The following is a 15,542-nucleotide window of genomic DNA, read 5'->3' on the forward strand; positions in this document are numbered from 1 at the left end:
TATTCTCCATGGTCAATCGATTGCTTGCCTCAGACAAGCGCCGGCGGAAGGTTGATCTGCGCATCTGAAGGCGGTGTCGGCGGCTCCCGACCCCGCCAGCAAGTCACCTCGCGAGGGCGACTTCGATAAAATGAATGAGGCAGTCGACTTCTACGGGCTTGGCGAGGAACGCCAAAGCGCCGCCATCCATCGCTGAACTGCGGGTTTTCTCGTCTCGATACGATGTCATGAAAATGATGGGCGGCTTGGGCGGTTGGTGATTTAGGCGGTCCTGAAGTTCCAAACCGCTGAGACCCGGCATTTTGACGTCCAGGAGGATGCAGCCGATCCCTTCCCTGTCGCCATGAGCCAGAAAGTCCTCTGCGGATGCAAAGACCTGGCTTGTGTACCCGCAAGACTTCACAAGGCTGTCAAGAGCTTCTCGGATGGCGTCATCGTCGTCAACGATGGCTACGGTCAAGGGCGAGGACACGGACGTGGAGCTTTCGTGGGTCTGGTTCAGGGTTGACGATATCCCGGAACCGGAGGCCGCGGTATCATACGTCGGTGTGAGGCTGATTGGCTTCCAGCATTTCAAACTTCTTGACGAGATCGGTGACGGACTTTGCCTCCATTTTCCTCATGCCGTTCCCGCGATGAATCTTCACCGTAATCTCGCTAATGCCGAGGTTGAACGCGATCTGCTTGTTCATGAGCCCCTTCACGACCTCCTGCATTACCTCACGTTCGCGCTGCGTGAGGCTCCTGTATCTTGCCGCAAGTGCGCCGATCAATTCGGATTGTTGCTGTCGCTTGGCGTTTACTTCGAAGGCCTCGCGGACGGCGTCGAGCACGTCCCGGTCTCCGAACGGCTTCGCGAGGAAATCCAGAGCACCCGCCTTCATCGCTCTCACGCTCATCGGAATGTCTCCGTAGCCCGTCATGAAGATAATCGGCATGCGGATTCCGGTTCGTTCGAGCTCACTCTGAAAGTCGAGGCCATTTACCCCAGGCAGGCGGACGTCCAGCAGTAGGCAGCCGGGTCCCCGGAGACCTGCAGAGTTCAGGAAGTCCGCTGTGTTCGGGTAGGTTACAACTGCGATATCGGCGGAGCGGAAAAGGTCAGTCAGCGATTCACGAAAAGCCTCATCGTCCTCGATAATGTGGACGGTGGGCACTGCTTCGGGAGATGTCTGCTGCGGGCTCACTGCGTCGCCCTGAGAGGTATCGTCATTTCGAACAATGCTCCATTGGTTGCATTCATTCCGGTCAGACTTCCTCCCATTCCCTCCATCGTGGCGCGGCTGATAGAAAGACCGATTCCCATCCCGTTCGGTTTGGTGGTGAAAAAGGGGGCAAAAAGCTTCTCCTTTATGTCGTCGCTCATCCCCGGACCAAAGTCTCTCACTTTCAGCGACAGCGCCTCACTGCCCTTTCGCCCCAGTGACAGCTGGATGAGTCGATCGCTCTCAGGAACACCCGAGACCGCGTGGATGCCATTTGAAATTAGATTGATCAGGACCTGTTGCAGCTCTATCCGGACCGCGTACACGGTCGGCAGACTTTCTTCGACCTCCAACGTCAACTGCACTGAGTCCCGCTGGAGCTCGTGATCCATGAGGGCACGAGTTTCCTCGACAAGGTCCGTTATCGAGACTTCCTCGAACTTCCGCCTCTTCTGTTTGATGAAATTGCGAGTGTTCAGAATAATGTCGCTCGCCCTTTGACTGTCTCGGATCATACGCTCGGCTGAGCCTCTCACCGCGACCAGATCGGGCGGGTTTTTGTCGAGCCATCGCACCAAGGTCTGAGCATTTACGACAAGCGCTCCCAGAGGCTGGTTCAACTCATGAGCAAGGGAGGCCGACATTGCTCCCATGGTGGCTGCACGGGCGGCGTTTGTGAGCTCCGCTTGGGCGTCACGTAACGCCCGATGGGTCTTTTCACGATGTGTGATGTCGAACATGGCAACGGCTACGCGCCTGAAAGCAGCAGGATCGTCTGGAAACCTCAGGCTCAACAGGACCTCGCGTTCGCTCCCATCGTAAGCGACGATGGTGCACTTGCCCTCGAAACGGTTGCCACCGCGGAAGATGCAGTCGAGAATCTCGGCCATCGACTCCATGTTAGTCGGAAGAAGCGACTGCAACGTAGCCGGAATCTGTTGTCCAGGAGGGAGTCCAATGAGCTCTCTAGCCGCGTCGTTGGCCGCGATCGTTCGAATTCGTGAGACCGCTTCTGCCATGACGTGCGGATTGGCGGAGGCGTGGGTGCGGAAATCATGAACACCTGCCGCCTTCAGCGAAAGGAGAAACTCCCGGACCAATGAGTAGTCCCGTTCCCAAAGCGCCACTCGGCTTTCTTCGAAGATCGAGCGGTAGCGACTCTCGCTTTCTGACAGCGCGCTGTTTGCTTGGATCAGCTGATTGTGGGCCGCATCGTTGCGGAGGATCAGGGCGCACGTGATAGAAAGCGCCGCCAGCGAAACGACGAGTCGCAAGGAACTGGCGAAATCAAGGCCGTCGCTATGACCTATGGCGAAGGCGAGAAAGGCTAGAACGCCACATATACTAGCTGCCGCGATCGTTGCGACCCGCGAGAGGACGGGAGCCGCGAGAAGAAGAGCGACCACGTACAGCACCGCGATTGCGCTTTCAATCGTCGTGAAGGCGTCAATGTAGAAGACCGCGCCCGTGAGCGGGAGCGCAAACATCGCTGTGCGGAGTTCCTGAGCTACGTCTTGGCCCGAGAGCCCATCTTTCATCCATCCACTCGTCGTCACCCGAGCACTCCCGCATTCGACGAAGTCGACAGTTACGTTGAGGACTCTTCAGCTCGCACGACAGCAGACTTTAGCAAGCCCCGTCGCGCCTCATCGAGCTTCCCACGAATACGGGTGGAAATTACCACAGGCCATCAGGTGGGATAGATTATACTCGAGCATAGTCACCACTACGGGACGACGTGGTTCAGGAAAGATAGCTGAAATGGAGGCCGTCCCCAGCGGCATGGGGACGGCCTCGGCGGACCTACTGTCCGCGCTGCCTCGGCGGGAGGGGAGACCGAAGCAGGCAACGCGCCTGCGCGCGTGGTCCGCTCTATTAGAGGAGGGGAGCTCTTTCGCTGCGGACAAGAACAGAACTACCATCGACGGCTGTGCTTTTAAATTATACTCAGGTTTGACCACGGATACTTTCCTGCATTGGAAGTGCCATTGGCATCCATCTCCAAGACTTCTCGAATTGAATAATGCAGGTTCACCGCATACATCATCCTTCATTTGAAAGACGAAGGAGGTCATGACCGTGGATCGTTTGAAAACCATGGAAGTCTTTGTGAGGGTGGTAGAGGCTGGCAGCCTCTCCAAAGCAGCCGCAACGCTCTCCGCACCTCGTTCGTCGGTCACGATGGCGATGAACCGCCTCGAAAAACACCTCGGCGTCCGGTTGCTGCAGCGGACCACGAGAAATCTCAGTCTTACAGCCGATGGTGAAGCGTACTATGCGGAATGCCGCCGGATTTTACACGACATCGACGCTGTCGAGGCAAGCCTTCGACGGGACCTCAAGTCTCTTGAAGGGAGGCTCCGTGTAGACATGCCGGTGTCGATCGCGACGTCGGTGGTCATACCTAAGCTGGACCTCTTTAGAAGCCGTCATCCAGGAATTCGGATCGCGATCGGAGCAAACGACCGCCGCCTGGACCTGGTTCAGGAGGGCATCGACTGCGTAATTAGAACCGGCGAATTGGCCGACTCTGCTTTGGTCGGCAAGCGCATTGGCAGATTCAACTGGATCACATGCGCAACTCCGGAATATCTCTCCGCAAACGCTGCGCCGAAAACGCCGGCCGACCTCGAGGCACACAAGCTCATTGGGTACTTTCATGGCAACGGTACCGCCGAAAAATGGACTTACATGAATCGCGGAAAACCGGAAACTATCCAAGTGGACAGCGAAGTCTCAGTCAACGAGACGTCCGCTTATCTTTCGTTGGGGCTAGGCCATCATGGGATTGTGAGACTGGCGGACTACATCGTACAGCCTTTTCTCGACAAAGGTCAGCTTGTGGAGCTACTGGCCGAATACCGACCTGTATCCACGCCAGTTTCGATCTTGTACCCGACATCCCGGCATCTATCACCGCTGGTTCGCGCGTTTGTAGACTGGGCTGCCACCCTCTTCGAACCAGCGGTTCCTGGCCTAGTCGAAAAATTCGACGGGCAGCAGGAGTGACCGCTTCGCTTCCCCTTTCAAGCCTGCTCTATCAGCGCGTCTTGGTACTGGTCGGCACTGTTGTGCCGCGTCATTTGGGATCGGTAGCTCCCCGGCGTGGTTCCGTAAACGCGGGTGAAAACGCGTGTCAGATGCGCCTGGTCGGTGAAACCGCATTCGTAGGCGATGCCGGCGATGGGCTCTTTTGATTCCGAAAGGAGGCGAGCCGCTTTCTCAACGCGCCGGTTGCGTAACCACTGATGAACAGCGAAACCCGTCGTCTCCTTGAACGCCTTCGTGAACGTGCTGACCGGCATCTCACAGAGGGCAGCAACGGCTTCGAGGGAATGGTCGTTCGTCAAATCGGCGAGCAGGTACTCTTCGATTTTGTTCATCTGCGATCGCGTGAGATTGCTGGAGCGAGCCAACGGCCTGGAACCGCCTCGATAGTTATCGAGCAAGTAGGCGGCGAGCGCTATGCCGACATGATCGAAGAACAGTCTGCCAGCTCCCGCGGGGTCGTCCAGTGCGGGAAGCAATGACCGACAAAGGTGCGCGGCGACGGGGTCGACACGCGCCTCCCGTCCTTCGAGCCCGTGGAACGCCGGGAGCTCCTCTTGTTCGCAGAGCTCGCGCAGCACAAGATCGGGAATGTGGAACATCAAGCAGTCATAGCTGGTGGGGAGGTGCGCCCGCGGCTCTTCCTCCAGGTGGACCATGCTTATCGTATCCTTCTCGAAGCCTCCAGAATAGAAGAGACGGTCGAACTTCCAAAGCTCGTGGTGCCGAAGCGTCTTCAGCTGAAAGCTGACCACGGATGCCTTCTCGACGGGGATGTTCGCCGTCATCTCTTTCGAGCCTTCGTCGGTCCACAATCTGGTGACCGTGATCTGAGATGACCTGAGGGAAGAGGTTTTCAGTGTCTGGTAGTTCGAAATCCCAAAAAGATGGGCGATCTGAGCGCCGGCTGCCGCTCGTGGACTTCGTCTCTCTTTACTCATCTGTTCCGTCTCCAGACGCTGGGCGTCATTCCGACGCCGGCGCTAAACGTCCTAGTCAGGTGTGCCTGGTCTGCGAAGCCGCATCTGGCGGCGATGTCCCTAAGGGCGAGTTGTGTGGTGAGAAGCAGTTCTTGCGCCAGGTCTATTCGGTAGCGGCGGACCCACTGACTCGGGCTCATTCCAGTGGCCGCCTGGAAAGCCGTCGTGAAGCTGGCTAGGGGAATCTGAAACTCACGCGCGAGGTCGACGAGACCGACGTCGCCGCGCTCGGAGACCAGCATCTCCTGCGCGGCCCGTATTTGCGCCGGCGACAGGTCCACATCGTTGCAGCGGGCGGGTACTTGGTCGCCATAGCGCGTTGTCAACTCGCTGAGCATGCCGAAGATGAGCTGGTCCACGTAAAGGCCAGATGCGGTATTCGACCGGGCGAGTGCTGGGAGCAAGGCTCTTCCGAGGTTTGCGATTACTTCGTTGATCTCGCCCGGTGTCACATGGAAGCCGGTGATATGTCGATCATGATTGTCTTCTGCAAAAGACTTCAGCGCTGCGCCTGTCAGGTGAAGCTGGAGACAATCGAAGGGGTTGGGAAGGAGGATGCGTGGCTCTTCGGCCAGGTGGACGATATTGATCGAGTCCCGTTCGTAGGGAAGGGCATTTGAGAGTTTCCCTCCCTTCCAAAGCTCGTGGCGGCCGATGCGCTCGATTTGGAGGCTTACGATGTAGGTATCTTCCACCGGAATTGGCGCGGTCATCTCCGCACCCAGGCCGCTCGAGATGAGGCGTACTGCTGTAACAGCTGTAGATTTAGGGTGCCCGGCGAGACGTTGCGATGCTCTCGTGGCACCGACGTACTTCTCCATCTGCAAGCCGTGCTCGGACGACATCGTTCCCTTCGCCTCTTTTGAAAACCGCGACGCAGCAGCACGATACCTTGGGGTCGCTCCCGGAAACTATTGGACGGGAAGTAGGGATACCCCCTACGATCGGAGGGGGTATTTGCCGAGCGCAGTAGAGTTCCCTACAGCAGCTCGTTGGCGCAGTTGTCGACCCCGCGCTATTTCGTCTCGTCGGCAGAAGGAGATGCTAATGAACAGCCGAACCGGGATTGAATACGAATGCCTCAAGCCGGAACTCGTCCAAGAAGCGCGACATGTGCTGCAAGAGCTATCTGCAGGCGGCCGAGTCACCGTTAGTCTCTCTTCTGAGCTCGCCCGCATAGTGGCCAAGTTTCTCACAGCTTCGTCGGAAGAAGGAGCAATCGGCTTCGGACCGATCAATCCAGAGCTCACGCCTGAGCAAGCGGCGATAATCCTCGACATCGACCTCGTACTCCTGGAAAGGCGAATCGGGGCAGGAGTGCTTCCTTGCCGGGAGCTCGGAGGTCAAACGACGATTAATCTTGTTGATGTGCTTGACTTGAAGAGAAACGAAGAGGCGCGAAACAATCTGCTGGTCGAAATAAACCGGGCGATGGAAAACAGTGATGCCGCAGGGTCGCACCCTCCGATTCGAGAATGACTGCTGCCGGCGGATAATGTCTTGTTCCGCGGGTTCAGCAGCCAGACACCCCACGATACAGGGCCTTCGCATTTTCGGTATTAGGTAGGAGATGCCACTAGCGGCCGCTTTCGGCCCAGTGCAGTCTTTCGCCGACAGCGAATGGAATTTCCGTTGCTGGGGTGAAAGTGGACTCCAGAGCGGTGCAGGAGTTTTGGCGGAGACCGATCACCTACAGCATCTGCGAGAACGCAGTCATAGATGCTCCCAGCTTTGGCATTAAACGAACGTCGAAGTGTGTCTGAGAATCGACCGTGTCGCGCGACCGCTGCCCTTGACCGAATACCGCTTCGGATAAGAAACGGCGACAGACAGGGGATATCGCTCGACAGCAACTCCGACATTGACTGCGGACATTTCCGCAATATCTTCCCGAGCCGGGAACCGGTATTCGATGGACGCGTGAATTTGCGCCATGCATGACGGGCGTCGACATCCTTGGCAATCCATTCGAGGTCCTCATGACAGCAACACAAGCCGGCCATCCGGACAAAGATCACGGCCGCTTCGCTACGCTCGTGCTAGGCTCGATCGGTGTTGTCTATGGCGACATCGGTACCAGCCCGCTTTATGCTTTTCGCGAGGCGTTACGGCCTTTCGCGCACGATGGCGTACACGAAAACGAAGTCATCGGGCTGATCTCGTTGATGATCTGGACGCTGACGATCATCGTGACCCTGAAATACGTGCTTTTCCTTCTTCGCGCCGACAATGACGGCGAAGGCGGGACTCTCTCTTTGCTCGCTCTTCTGATGAAGAAAGCAAAAGGCAGAACGGCGCTCCTGTTTCTGGCTGGCCTGACGGGCGCGGCCCTCTTCATTGGCGACGCCATGATCACGCCGGCGCTTTCCGTGCTTTCGGCCGTGGAGGGATTAAAGCTCGTTACGCCCGCTCTCGCGGACTACGTCCTGCCGATCTCGGTGACGATCCTGGTGCTGCTTTTTGTCGTGCAGTCGAGGGGCACCGCGGCCGTATCCAAGTTCTTCGGCCCGATCACGCTCGTCTGGTTCATCGTCATGGGGCTCGGCGGCCTCGCTCACATCAGTGACGATCTCTCGATCCTCAACGCATTCAATCCGATTTACGCGCTCGACTTCATTACCCATGCGGGTCTGGTTGGTCTGGTCGTTCTTGGTGCGGTGTTCCTAACCGTCACCGGCGCGGAAGCACTTTACGCGGACCTCGGTCATTTCGGGCGCGTACCCATTCAAACAGCATGGTTTCTGGTGGTTTTCCCGGCCCTTGCGCTGAACTATCTCGGACAGGGCGCACTGGTGCTCACTCACCCGACGGCGGTCGAGGATCCGTTCTTCCTGATGTTTCCCAAATGGGCGCTCCTGCCGGTGGTGATCCTGGCCACATTCGCGACGATCATCGCCAGTCAGGCGGTCATCACCGGTGCTTTCTCCCTGGCCCGCCAGGCGATCCATCTCGGTTTTCTGCCGCGCCTCGAGATACGCTTCACGTCCGAAACGACGACCGGCCAGATCTATGTGCCATCTGTCAACTCGCTGCTCTTCTTCGGCGTGCTTGCCCTCGTCATTATCTTTGGAAGTTCAGAGGCGCTTGCCACCGCTTACGGCATCTCGGTTACAGGGGCTATGGTGGTGACCACCTTGCTGGCATTCCCTTTCCTGACATGGATATGGGGGTGGTCAAGGCTCTTTACCCTAAGCGTACTCCTGCCTCTGTTCGTTCTCGAGTGCATTTTCCTCGCAGCCAACCTCTTGAAGGTCCACGATGGTGGCTACGTGCCCATCATGATCGCCGGCACGATCATGATGATGATGTGGACCTGGCAGAAGGGCACACGCTTCGTAAAGGAGAAGATTGGCCGCAACGACATGCCGCTGGAGGCGTTCATCAGACTAATCGAGCGAGAATCTGAACACGCTCCCTCGGACGTTCCCGGGACAGCCGTATTTCTGGCGAGCGTGCCGGACAAGGCTCCTGCGGTGCTGCTTCATAATCTCAAGCACAATCATGTGCTGCATGCGCAAAACATCATCCTTCACGTTAACACCCGTCGCATTCCGTTCGTGCCTGAGGCTGACCGGATCGAACTGACGAGGCTTTCAGATCGGTTCAGCAAGCTCACAATCAGCTTTGGCTTCATGGACGATCAGAATGTCTCCAAGGCCTTCGCAATGTGCAGGAAAGCGGGGCTGAAATTCGAGATCATGTCGACGTCCTTCTTTCTTGGGCGGCGCAAGCTGGTGTCAGACCCCACCACGGGCCTGCCGGGATGGCAGGACCGGCTGTTCATTGCGATGTCGCATGCGGCGATCGACCCTTCCGACTATTTCAGCCTGCCGCCCAACCGTGTGGTCGAGATTGGCGAGCAGGTGCTCGTCTGAGACCCCTGGCTCACGAAAGCGCGCCAAACGTGATTGGTGTTCGCAGCGGAAATCTCGACCTACGCAGCTAACGTGCGCAAACCCTTAGCTTGCGATTTCTGGCGTTATCATTCCCCGGTACTCAACATGCGGATCAGTCTTCCCAGTCTCGAAGTGCCCTGGCTTCGAAAGGAGCCCCGGAACCGCATGGTAAGGTTGCTCATCGCCGCGAAATCCGGCAACACCTGCTTCAGGGCATCCACCTGGCCTGGTCTGCTGAGAGCATTCCCCTCGGAGGGAGAAAGCATGACATCGACGCAGCGGGGAGGGCTATGTTATTCGCGTCTATCGCCCTGCGGTTCCGTTGTTCTTTGGTCAGAATGATTGAGTCAATCATGTGACGCCGAGCGCCAATCCGAAACCCGGAATGACGCTCGGCTGCCGAAACTGCCATCGCCTGCTGCTGCGAAAGGCCATGAAATATTATTGTCCCGGCTTGTAGATCTGGTCGAAAATTCCGCCGTCGGCGAAGAACTTCGGCTGAGCTTCCTTCCAACCGCCGAATTCGTCAATAGTGACTAGCTTCACATCCGCAAAGCGCGCCGTGTCCTTGGGGTCCGCGAGCTCCGGCTTGAAGGGCCGATAGTAGTGCTTGGCGGCCAGCTTCTGGCCGACATCGCTGTAGAGGTAATTCAGATAGGCTTCGGCCACTTTTCGCGTGCCCTTGCTGTCGACGTTGCCGTCCACAAGCGCCACCGGCGGCTCGGCCTTGATCGAGATCGATGGCGTTACGATCTCGAAATTGTCAGGCCCGAGTTCTTCCAGCGAGAGGTAGGCTTCATTTTCCCAGGCGAGCAGCACGTCGCCGAGGCCCCGCTGGACGAAGGTTGTCGTCGCGCCGCGTGCGCCGGTGTCGAGAACCGGCACGTGCTTGAACAACTGCGCCACATACTCCTGCGCCTTGGCATCGTCGCCGCCATTGGCAGCCCGTGCCCAGGCCCAGGCTGCAAGGAAGTTCCAGCGCGCACCACCCGAGGTCTTTGGGTTGGGCGTGATCACCTGGATGTCTTCCTTGACGAGATCGCCCCAGTCCTTGATGCCTTTGGGATTGCCCTTGCGAACGAGGAAAACGATGGTCGAGGTGTAGGGAGAGCTGTTGTTTGCGAAGCGCGTCTTCCAGTCGGCCGGAATTTTCCCGCTCTCCTTGGCAATCGCGTCGATATCGGCTTCAAGCGCCAGCGTCACGACGTCTGCCTCGAGGCCGTCGATCACCGACCGCGCCTGTTTGCCGGAGCCCCCATGAGAGGTCTGGATCGTCACCGTCTCGCCGGTATCGGCCTTCCATTTTTCGGCGAAGGCCGCATTGACTTCCTTGTAGAGCTCCCGAGTGGGATCATAGGAAACGTTCAGGATCGTTGTATCCGCTTGAGCGAGGCCAATGGAGCCAAGCTGCAGGCTGCCGACCACAAGCGCTAGTTTCATCATTCCGGTAAGTCTATTCGAGCCCATATCGCCCTCCATCCTTTGCCGGATAAAACTATCAATTTAATCGACTACTACAACGCAAACTTATGACGCGGCGGACGTGATCTTGGGAATGACCTATTCTCTTTGGCCTCCATCCGGGAATTTCTTGCCCACCTTGGAACCCAGTCTCTGAACGCGGACACTGGATGGTTTGAAATCGACGTCGTGAACCGATGACCGCAGGCTACTCCTCGCGAAACAGCTTCCACTTGGTAGGTCGGAAGGCGATATGGGTGCGGTCAGCCGAGGAAGCGCGCTCGGGCGACAACTCGATCTCGACCGAAGAGTGTTCCTTGCTGATATCCAATTCCAGGTGGCGCGTGCCTGCCACGCGCCGGCTTGCAGTAACGCGACCCGCGAGACAGCCACCAGATCCTTCGATGAGCTCGACATCGTGCGGGCGAAAATAGAGGGTTGCTGACCCATCCTGTTCGTTTGCCGCGCGCAGGCCGATCGGCCGATCTTCGAACCGGATCTCGCCGCTCGCAAGCGTGACGTTCAGGCAGTTCGACTGGCCAATGAAGCCGTAGACGAAGGGAGAAATCGGGTCGTCATAAATCTCGTCCGGCGTGCCCACCTGTTCAATCGCGCCTTTGCTCATCACAACGACGCGATCGGCAAGCTCGAGCGCTTCTTCCTGATCGTGGGTGACGAAGACCGTCGTGTAGCCGGTGCGGTCGTGAATTTCGCGCAGCCACCGGCGGAGCTCCTTGCGCACCTGTGCGTCGAGCGCACCGAAGGGTTCGTCGAGCAGCAGCACGCTCGGTTTGACCGCCATGGCACGAGCCAACGCCACCCGCTGTCGCTGACCGCCGGAAAGCTGGGCTGGGTAGCGTTTTTCAAGGCCCGAGAGCTGCACCAGTTCGATGAGGTCGAGCGCCCGACGGCGGATCTCGTCGGCCGGCGGCCGCTTCTTGCCCGGCCGCACCTTCAAACCGAAGGCAACGTTGTCGAGCACGGTCATGTGTCGGAAGAGGGCGTAATGTTGGAAGACGAAGCCGATGTTTCTTTCCTGCACCGTTCTTTTCGATGCGTCCTCGTCATCGAAGAAGATCATGCCTTCGGTCGGGCTTTCGAGGCCGGCGATCAGCCTGAGCAACGTGGTCTTGCCCGAGCCAGACGGACCAAGCAACGCGATCAGTTCGCCGGAGTGAATATCGAGGCTGACATCGACGAGCGCCGGAAAACGGCCGAATTCCTTGCGTAGGTTCTGGACGCGGACTTCCATGAATGTCTCGTCCTTTACAGCCTGCGGCTGGCAGCATCGCGTCGCGGCGGAACTCAACGCGCGACTGCCCAGGGCTTAACCCTATCGACCCGGCACATAGATCTGGTCGAAAATCCCGCCAATGTCGAAAAAGTTCCGTTGAGCTTCCTTCCAACCTCCGAATTCGTCAATCGTGACCAGCTTGAGATCGGCGAAGCGGGCTATGTCTTCGGGATCGGCAAGTTCGGGCTTATAGGGCCGGTAGTAATGCTTGGCGACGATCTTCTGCCCGACATCGCTGTAGAATAGTCAAGATAGGCTTCTGCCACCTTGCGCGTGCCCTTGCTGTCGACATTGCCATCGATGAGCGCCACAGGCGGTTCGGCCTTGATCGAAATCGACGGAGTGACGATCTCGAAATTGTCAGGCCCGAGTTCCTCGAGCGCCAGGTAGGCCTCGTTTTCCCAGGCGAGCAGCACGTCGCCGAAACCGCGCTGGACAAAGGTGGTCATTGCGCCCCAGGCACCAGTGTCCAGGACGAGAACATGCTTGAAGAGTTGCGCTACATATTCCCGGGCCTTGGCCTCGTTGCCGTTGTTAGCGGCACGTGCCCAGGCCCAGGCTGCAAGGAAGTTCCAGCGCGCACCACCCGAGGTCTTCGGGTTGGGGGCAATGATCTGAATGCCTTCCTTTGTCAGGTCTCCCCAGTTCTTGATGCCTTTGGGATTGCCCTTGCGAACGAGGAAAACGATGGTCGAGGTATAGGGAGCGCTATTGTTCGGTAGGTGGCTTTTCCAATTGGCCGGGATCTTGCCGGTCGCCTGCGCAATCGCATCGATATCGGCCTCGAGCGCCAGTGTTACCACGTCCGCTTCGAGGCCATCGATCACCAATCGCGCCTGTTTTCCGGAGCCGCCATGAGAGGTCTGGATCGTCACCGTTTCTCCAGTATCTCTCTCCCATTTTTCGGCGAAGGCGGCATTGAATTCCTTATAAAGCGTCCGCGTCGAGTCATACGACACGTTCAGGATCGTCGTGTCCGCGAGAACGATGCCGATAGAGCCAAACTCAAGGATTCCGACCACGAAGGCGCGCTTCGCGACGCCGGCAAGTCCATCCGTTCGCATCTCGACCTCCATGCTTAACCGGATGAAACTACCTCCCGAACGCCGTGCGGGAAAGCCAAGAAAGGGAGCGGTGCCCGTGCGCAATCAAGAATGCGCTGCACCGAAGGAGCGACAATCGCGCTTTCCTGCCGCAATGATTTCAGGGGTGGAATGGTTTTCGGAAGTCGCTAGACCAAGCGTTCAGTGCAGTCCGAACGCGCTCAGCAGCTGAAACCCGACCAAGCCGCCGCGTTCTTCAGGGAGCAGGGCTTCACAGTTCTGAAATAGCTGCGAAATCCGAAGCAGAGCAATTCTCTCCGAACGGACTGTCCAGCGGGTCGACAAGCCGATCGCACCCAGCGGCACTCCCTCGAGCAAGTCGGTTCCCAGTGTCGACTATGGCCGCTCTATGGTCATTCGTGCTGTGCGCGGCGGGCGACCGCATTCCACCCAATGCGGCCCGTACTATCCTGAGGTGCAAGGTCCGCCTCGGGTCGAGAGCAGCCATCGATCAGCCAGCCGCAAGCTTCCGCTTCTGGCGCAAAGCGGCCACCGCGCACGATCACCGGCTGGTGGCATTTGCTACATGATTCCGCGCTCTTTCGAGGAAATCGGCGACCGGTGTCGCGGCGAGCGCGACCAACAGACGGCTCTCTGCTGCCGACCCATTAATCCTTCCTACAATATGCAGTTGAAATCGGGCGGTCAGGTGCTCTACGGTTTTCGCGATTGTGGGGGCGAGAATGAAACTTGCGGGGCGCGCATTCTTGGCGGCTCTTCTTATTTTGGCGGCGGCAAAGCACGCGCTTGCGGAAGAGCCCAAATCGTCGGGCACGGGTTTCACGGTTACAGCCGACGGATGGCTGATGACCAACGCCCACGTCGTTGAGGGATGCGAGCGTATCGAGGTCAAGGGCAGGGGGATCGCCACCGATCCGCGTATCGATTCCACCAATGACCTCGCGTTGATCAAGGTATCATCGGATAAACCGTGGACGGCATTGACATTCCGCCGGGCACCGACGCGGCTCGGCGAGGACATCGTCGCCATAGGTTATCCCCTTGCCGACCTCCTATCTGATTCGGTCAAGATCACCACGGGCAACGTGAACGCGCTGGCGGGCCTGAAGAACGACACCCGATACATCCAGATATCGACTCCGATCCAGCCCGGCAATTCGGGTGGACCCGTCGTGGATCGTGACGGCTTTCTGCTCGGCATAACAAGCGCCACGTTTTCGAAGAAGGCCGCGGATGAAATTGGCATCACCGCTCAGAACGTGAATTTTGCTATAAGAGCGTCGGTTGCCGACCTCTTCATGCAGTCGCAAAGCGTTATCAGCCTTTCCGGCGATAAGGCGACCGGGCAACCCGTCCTATCCACCGCCGACCTGGCGGATAAGATTGCGCCCTCGGTTCATCAGGTCCTGTGTTACGGCAAGTTGGAGCCGCAGGCGTCGGTGCAGCGCGAGGAGACTGTTACCAGCTTGCCGCGACCGGCGGTTTCCGGGACGCTGCTGGATGCCACAGGTTATGACGCCATCGGCTTCGACTACGCGACCCTCAAGGACGTCAGCTATCAAGACTGTCGGAACGCTTGCGACAGTGACGGCCAGTGCAAAGCGATGACGTACAACGCCAAGCACCGTTTCTGCTTCCTGAAGAATGATGTCGTCGCCCTCATCAGGAACCGGGATGCCATGGCCGCATATTCGTCGTCGAAGGCCGCCGAGATCATCATGTCGGACTTCACCAGCTACTCGGGCATGGACATCCCGGGAGGCGACTACAAGCGGATCAGGCAGACGAACTACCTGGAGTGCTTTGTATCCTGCATCGGTGACAATGCTTGCAAGGCCTTCGCTTACGTCGCGAAGAAGAAGGAATGTTGGCTGAAGGACGTTTTGGGGCGGCCGAAAGCAACGAAGGGCATAGAGCTGGGTGTGAAGTGATCTGGATCGCTCTGCCACGTCCTCGGGCATTGAGCTAAGCCTTACTCGGGCCTTCGACATCAAGTTCGCGGGCGAAACGAACGAGATCGGGTAGCGACTGCATGTTGAGCTTCTTCATCACTTGGCCCCGGTGCGCTTTGACCGTGGGCTCGCTGATGCCGAGCAGAATGGCCGTTTGTTTGTTTCCATGGCCAGCCACGATGAGTGACATGACATCCTTTTCCCTGGGCGTGAGACCATTGTAGAGCCTCTGCGAAGCATTCGTCGCGGCGAACCGTGCTCGCCGCTGCGAGTCGCTCTCCAAGGCAGCATGAATCGCATCGATCAGGTCTTGGGGCCGTACAGGCTTGGTCAGGAACTCCGCAGCGCCGGCTTTTATGGCCTTGACCGCCATCGGGATGTCGCCGTGCCCGCTGATGAAGATGATAGGTATCTCGTTCCCCATCCGGTTCAAATGGTTCTGAAGAGCTATCCCGCTTTGCCCCGTCAACCTGACGTCGAGCACCAGACATCCGGGTTTGTCGAGATCGACGCGAGACAGAAACTCCTCTGCAGAACTGAAAGTCGTGACCTGAAAACCAATCGAGTCGAGGAGGGCTTCCAGAGCTATCCGGATATCCTCGTCGTCATCAACGATGTAGACGGACCGCGAATGAGGCATGG

12 protein-coding genes and 1 pseudogene are annotated in these 15,542 nt (G+C 58.0%); 4 read left to right on the forward strand and 9 right to left on the reverse strand.

Annotated elements, in window-relative coordinates:
* Nucleotides 1–103: 103 nt before the first annotated feature.
* The 3 genes from FKV68_RS08830 to FKV68_RS08840 all read right to left on the reverse strand — a co-directional run bounded on the left by FKV68_RS08830 (nucleotide 104) and on the right by FKV68_RS08840 (nucleotide 2,743).
* Complete coding sequence (locus FKV68_RS08830) at nucleotides 104–472, reverse strand: response regulator transcription factor (protein ID WP_180941118.1); 369 nt, start codon at nucleotides 470–472, stop codon at nucleotides 104–106.
* A 64-nt stretch (nucleotides 473–536) separates the two neighbouring features.
* The gene (locus FKV68_RS08835) at nucleotides 537–1,187 is read right to left on the reverse strand and encodes a response regulator transcription factor (RefSeq protein WP_180941119.1); all 651 of its coding nucleotides are present in this window, start codon (nucleotides 1,185–1,187) and stop codon (nucleotides 537–539) included.
* On the reverse strand, nucleotides 1,184–2,743 hold the full coding sequence (locus FKV68_RS08840) for a sensor histidine kinase (RefSeq protein ID WP_180941120.1): 1,560 nt from the start codon (nucleotides 2,741–2,743) through the stop codon (nucleotides 1,184–1,186). Before FKV68_RS08840 ends, FKV68_RS08835 begins: the two co-directional genes overlap by 4 nt.
* Nucleotides 2,744–3,278: 535 nt before the next feature.
* Here FKV68_RS08840 and FKV68_RS08845 point away from each other — a divergent pair.
* Nucleotides 3,279–4,214, forward strand: a complete 936-nt coding sequence (locus FKV68_RS08845; RefSeq protein ID WP_209647180.1) for a LysR family transcriptional regulator — start codon at nucleotides 3,279–3,281, stop codon at nucleotides 4,212–4,214.
* A 17-nt stretch (nucleotides 4,215–4,231) separates the two neighbouring features.
* On the opposite strand, the gene FKV68_RS08850 is transcribed toward FKV68_RS08845, so the two are convergent.
* Both FKV68_RS08850 and FKV68_RS08855 read right to left on the reverse strand, forming a co-directional pair.
* Nucleotides 4,232–4,912 (reverse strand): helix-turn-helix domain-containing protein, encoded by a 681-nt coding sequence (locus tag FKV68_RS08850; RefSeq protein ID WP_180941121.1) that lies wholly within the window; start codon nucleotides 4,910–4,912, stop codon nucleotides 4,232–4,234.
* Nucleotides 4,913–5,190: 278 nt separating this feature from the next.
* A complete protein-coding gene (locus FKV68_RS08855; RefSeq protein ID WP_180941122.1) occupies nucleotides 5,191–6,078 on the reverse strand; it encodes a helix-turn-helix transcriptional regulator in 888 nt (295 codons plus the stop codon).
* Between the two features lie 202 nt (nucleotides 6,079–6,280).
* On the opposite strand from FKV68_RS08855, the gene FKV68_RS08860 reads away from it, so the two are divergent.
* The gene (locus FKV68_RS08860; RefSeq protein ID WP_180941123.1) at nucleotides 6,281–6,712 is read left to right on the forward strand and encodes a hypothetical protein; all 432 of its coding nucleotides are present in this window, start codon (nucleotides 6,281–6,283) and stop codon (nucleotides 6,710–6,712) included.
* Nucleotides 6,713–7,212: 500 nt separating this feature from the next.
* Nucleotides 7,213–9,108, forward strand: a complete 1,896-nt coding sequence (locus FKV68_RS08865) for a potassium transporter Kup (protein WP_180941124.1) — start codon at nucleotides 7,213–7,215, stop codon at nucleotides 9,106–9,108.
* Nucleotides 9,109–9,570: 462 nt separating this feature from the next.
* Here the strand turns inward: FKV68_RS08865 and FKV68_RS08870 are convergent, their stop codons facing one another.
* The 3 genes and pseudogenes from FKV68_RS08870 to FKV68_RS08880 form a co-directional block, all read right to left on the reverse strand.
* Entirely contained in the window at nucleotides 9,571–10,596 is a 1,026-nt protein-coding gene (locus FKV68_RS08870; protein ID WP_180941125.1) for a sulfate ABC transporter substrate-binding protein, read from the reverse strand.
* Between the two features lie 202 nt (nucleotides 10,597–10,798).
* On the reverse strand, nucleotides 10,799–11,842 hold the full coding sequence (locus FKV68_RS08875) for a sulfate/molybdate ABC transporter ATP-binding protein (protein ID WP_180941126.1): 1,044 nt from the start codon (nucleotides 11,840–11,842) through the stop codon (nucleotides 10,799–10,801).
* Nucleotides 11,843–11,923: 81 nt separating this feature from the next.
* A pseudogene (locus FKV68_RS08880) lies at nucleotides 11,924–12,948 on the reverse strand (sulfate ABC transporter substrate-binding protein).
* 722 nt (nucleotides 12,949–13,670) lie between these two features.
* On the opposite strand from FKV68_RS08880, the gene FKV68_RS08885 reads away from it, so the two are divergent.
* The gene (locus FKV68_RS08885; protein WP_180941127.1) at nucleotides 13,671–14,879 is read left to right on the forward strand and encodes a trypsin-like peptidase domain-containing protein; all 1,209 of its coding nucleotides are present in this window, start codon (nucleotides 13,671–13,673) and stop codon (nucleotides 14,877–14,879) included.
* Between the two features lie 34 nt (nucleotides 14,880–14,913).
* On the opposite strand, the gene FKV68_RS08890 is transcribed toward FKV68_RS08885, so the two are convergent.
* Nucleotides 14,914–15,540 (reverse strand): response regulator transcription factor, encoded by a 627-nt coding sequence (locus FKV68_RS08890; RefSeq protein WP_180941128.1) that lies wholly within the window; start codon nucleotides 15,538–15,540, stop codon nucleotides 14,914–14,916.
* Nucleotides 15,541–15,542: the final 2 nt, after the last annotated feature.

Origin of the sequence: Sinorhizobium mexicanum (assembly GCF_013488225.1) — a bacterium.
GTDB classification, from domain to species: Bacteria; Pseudomonadota; Alphaproteobacteria; order Rhizobiales; family Rhizobiaceae; genus Sinorhizobium; species Sinorhizobium mexicanum.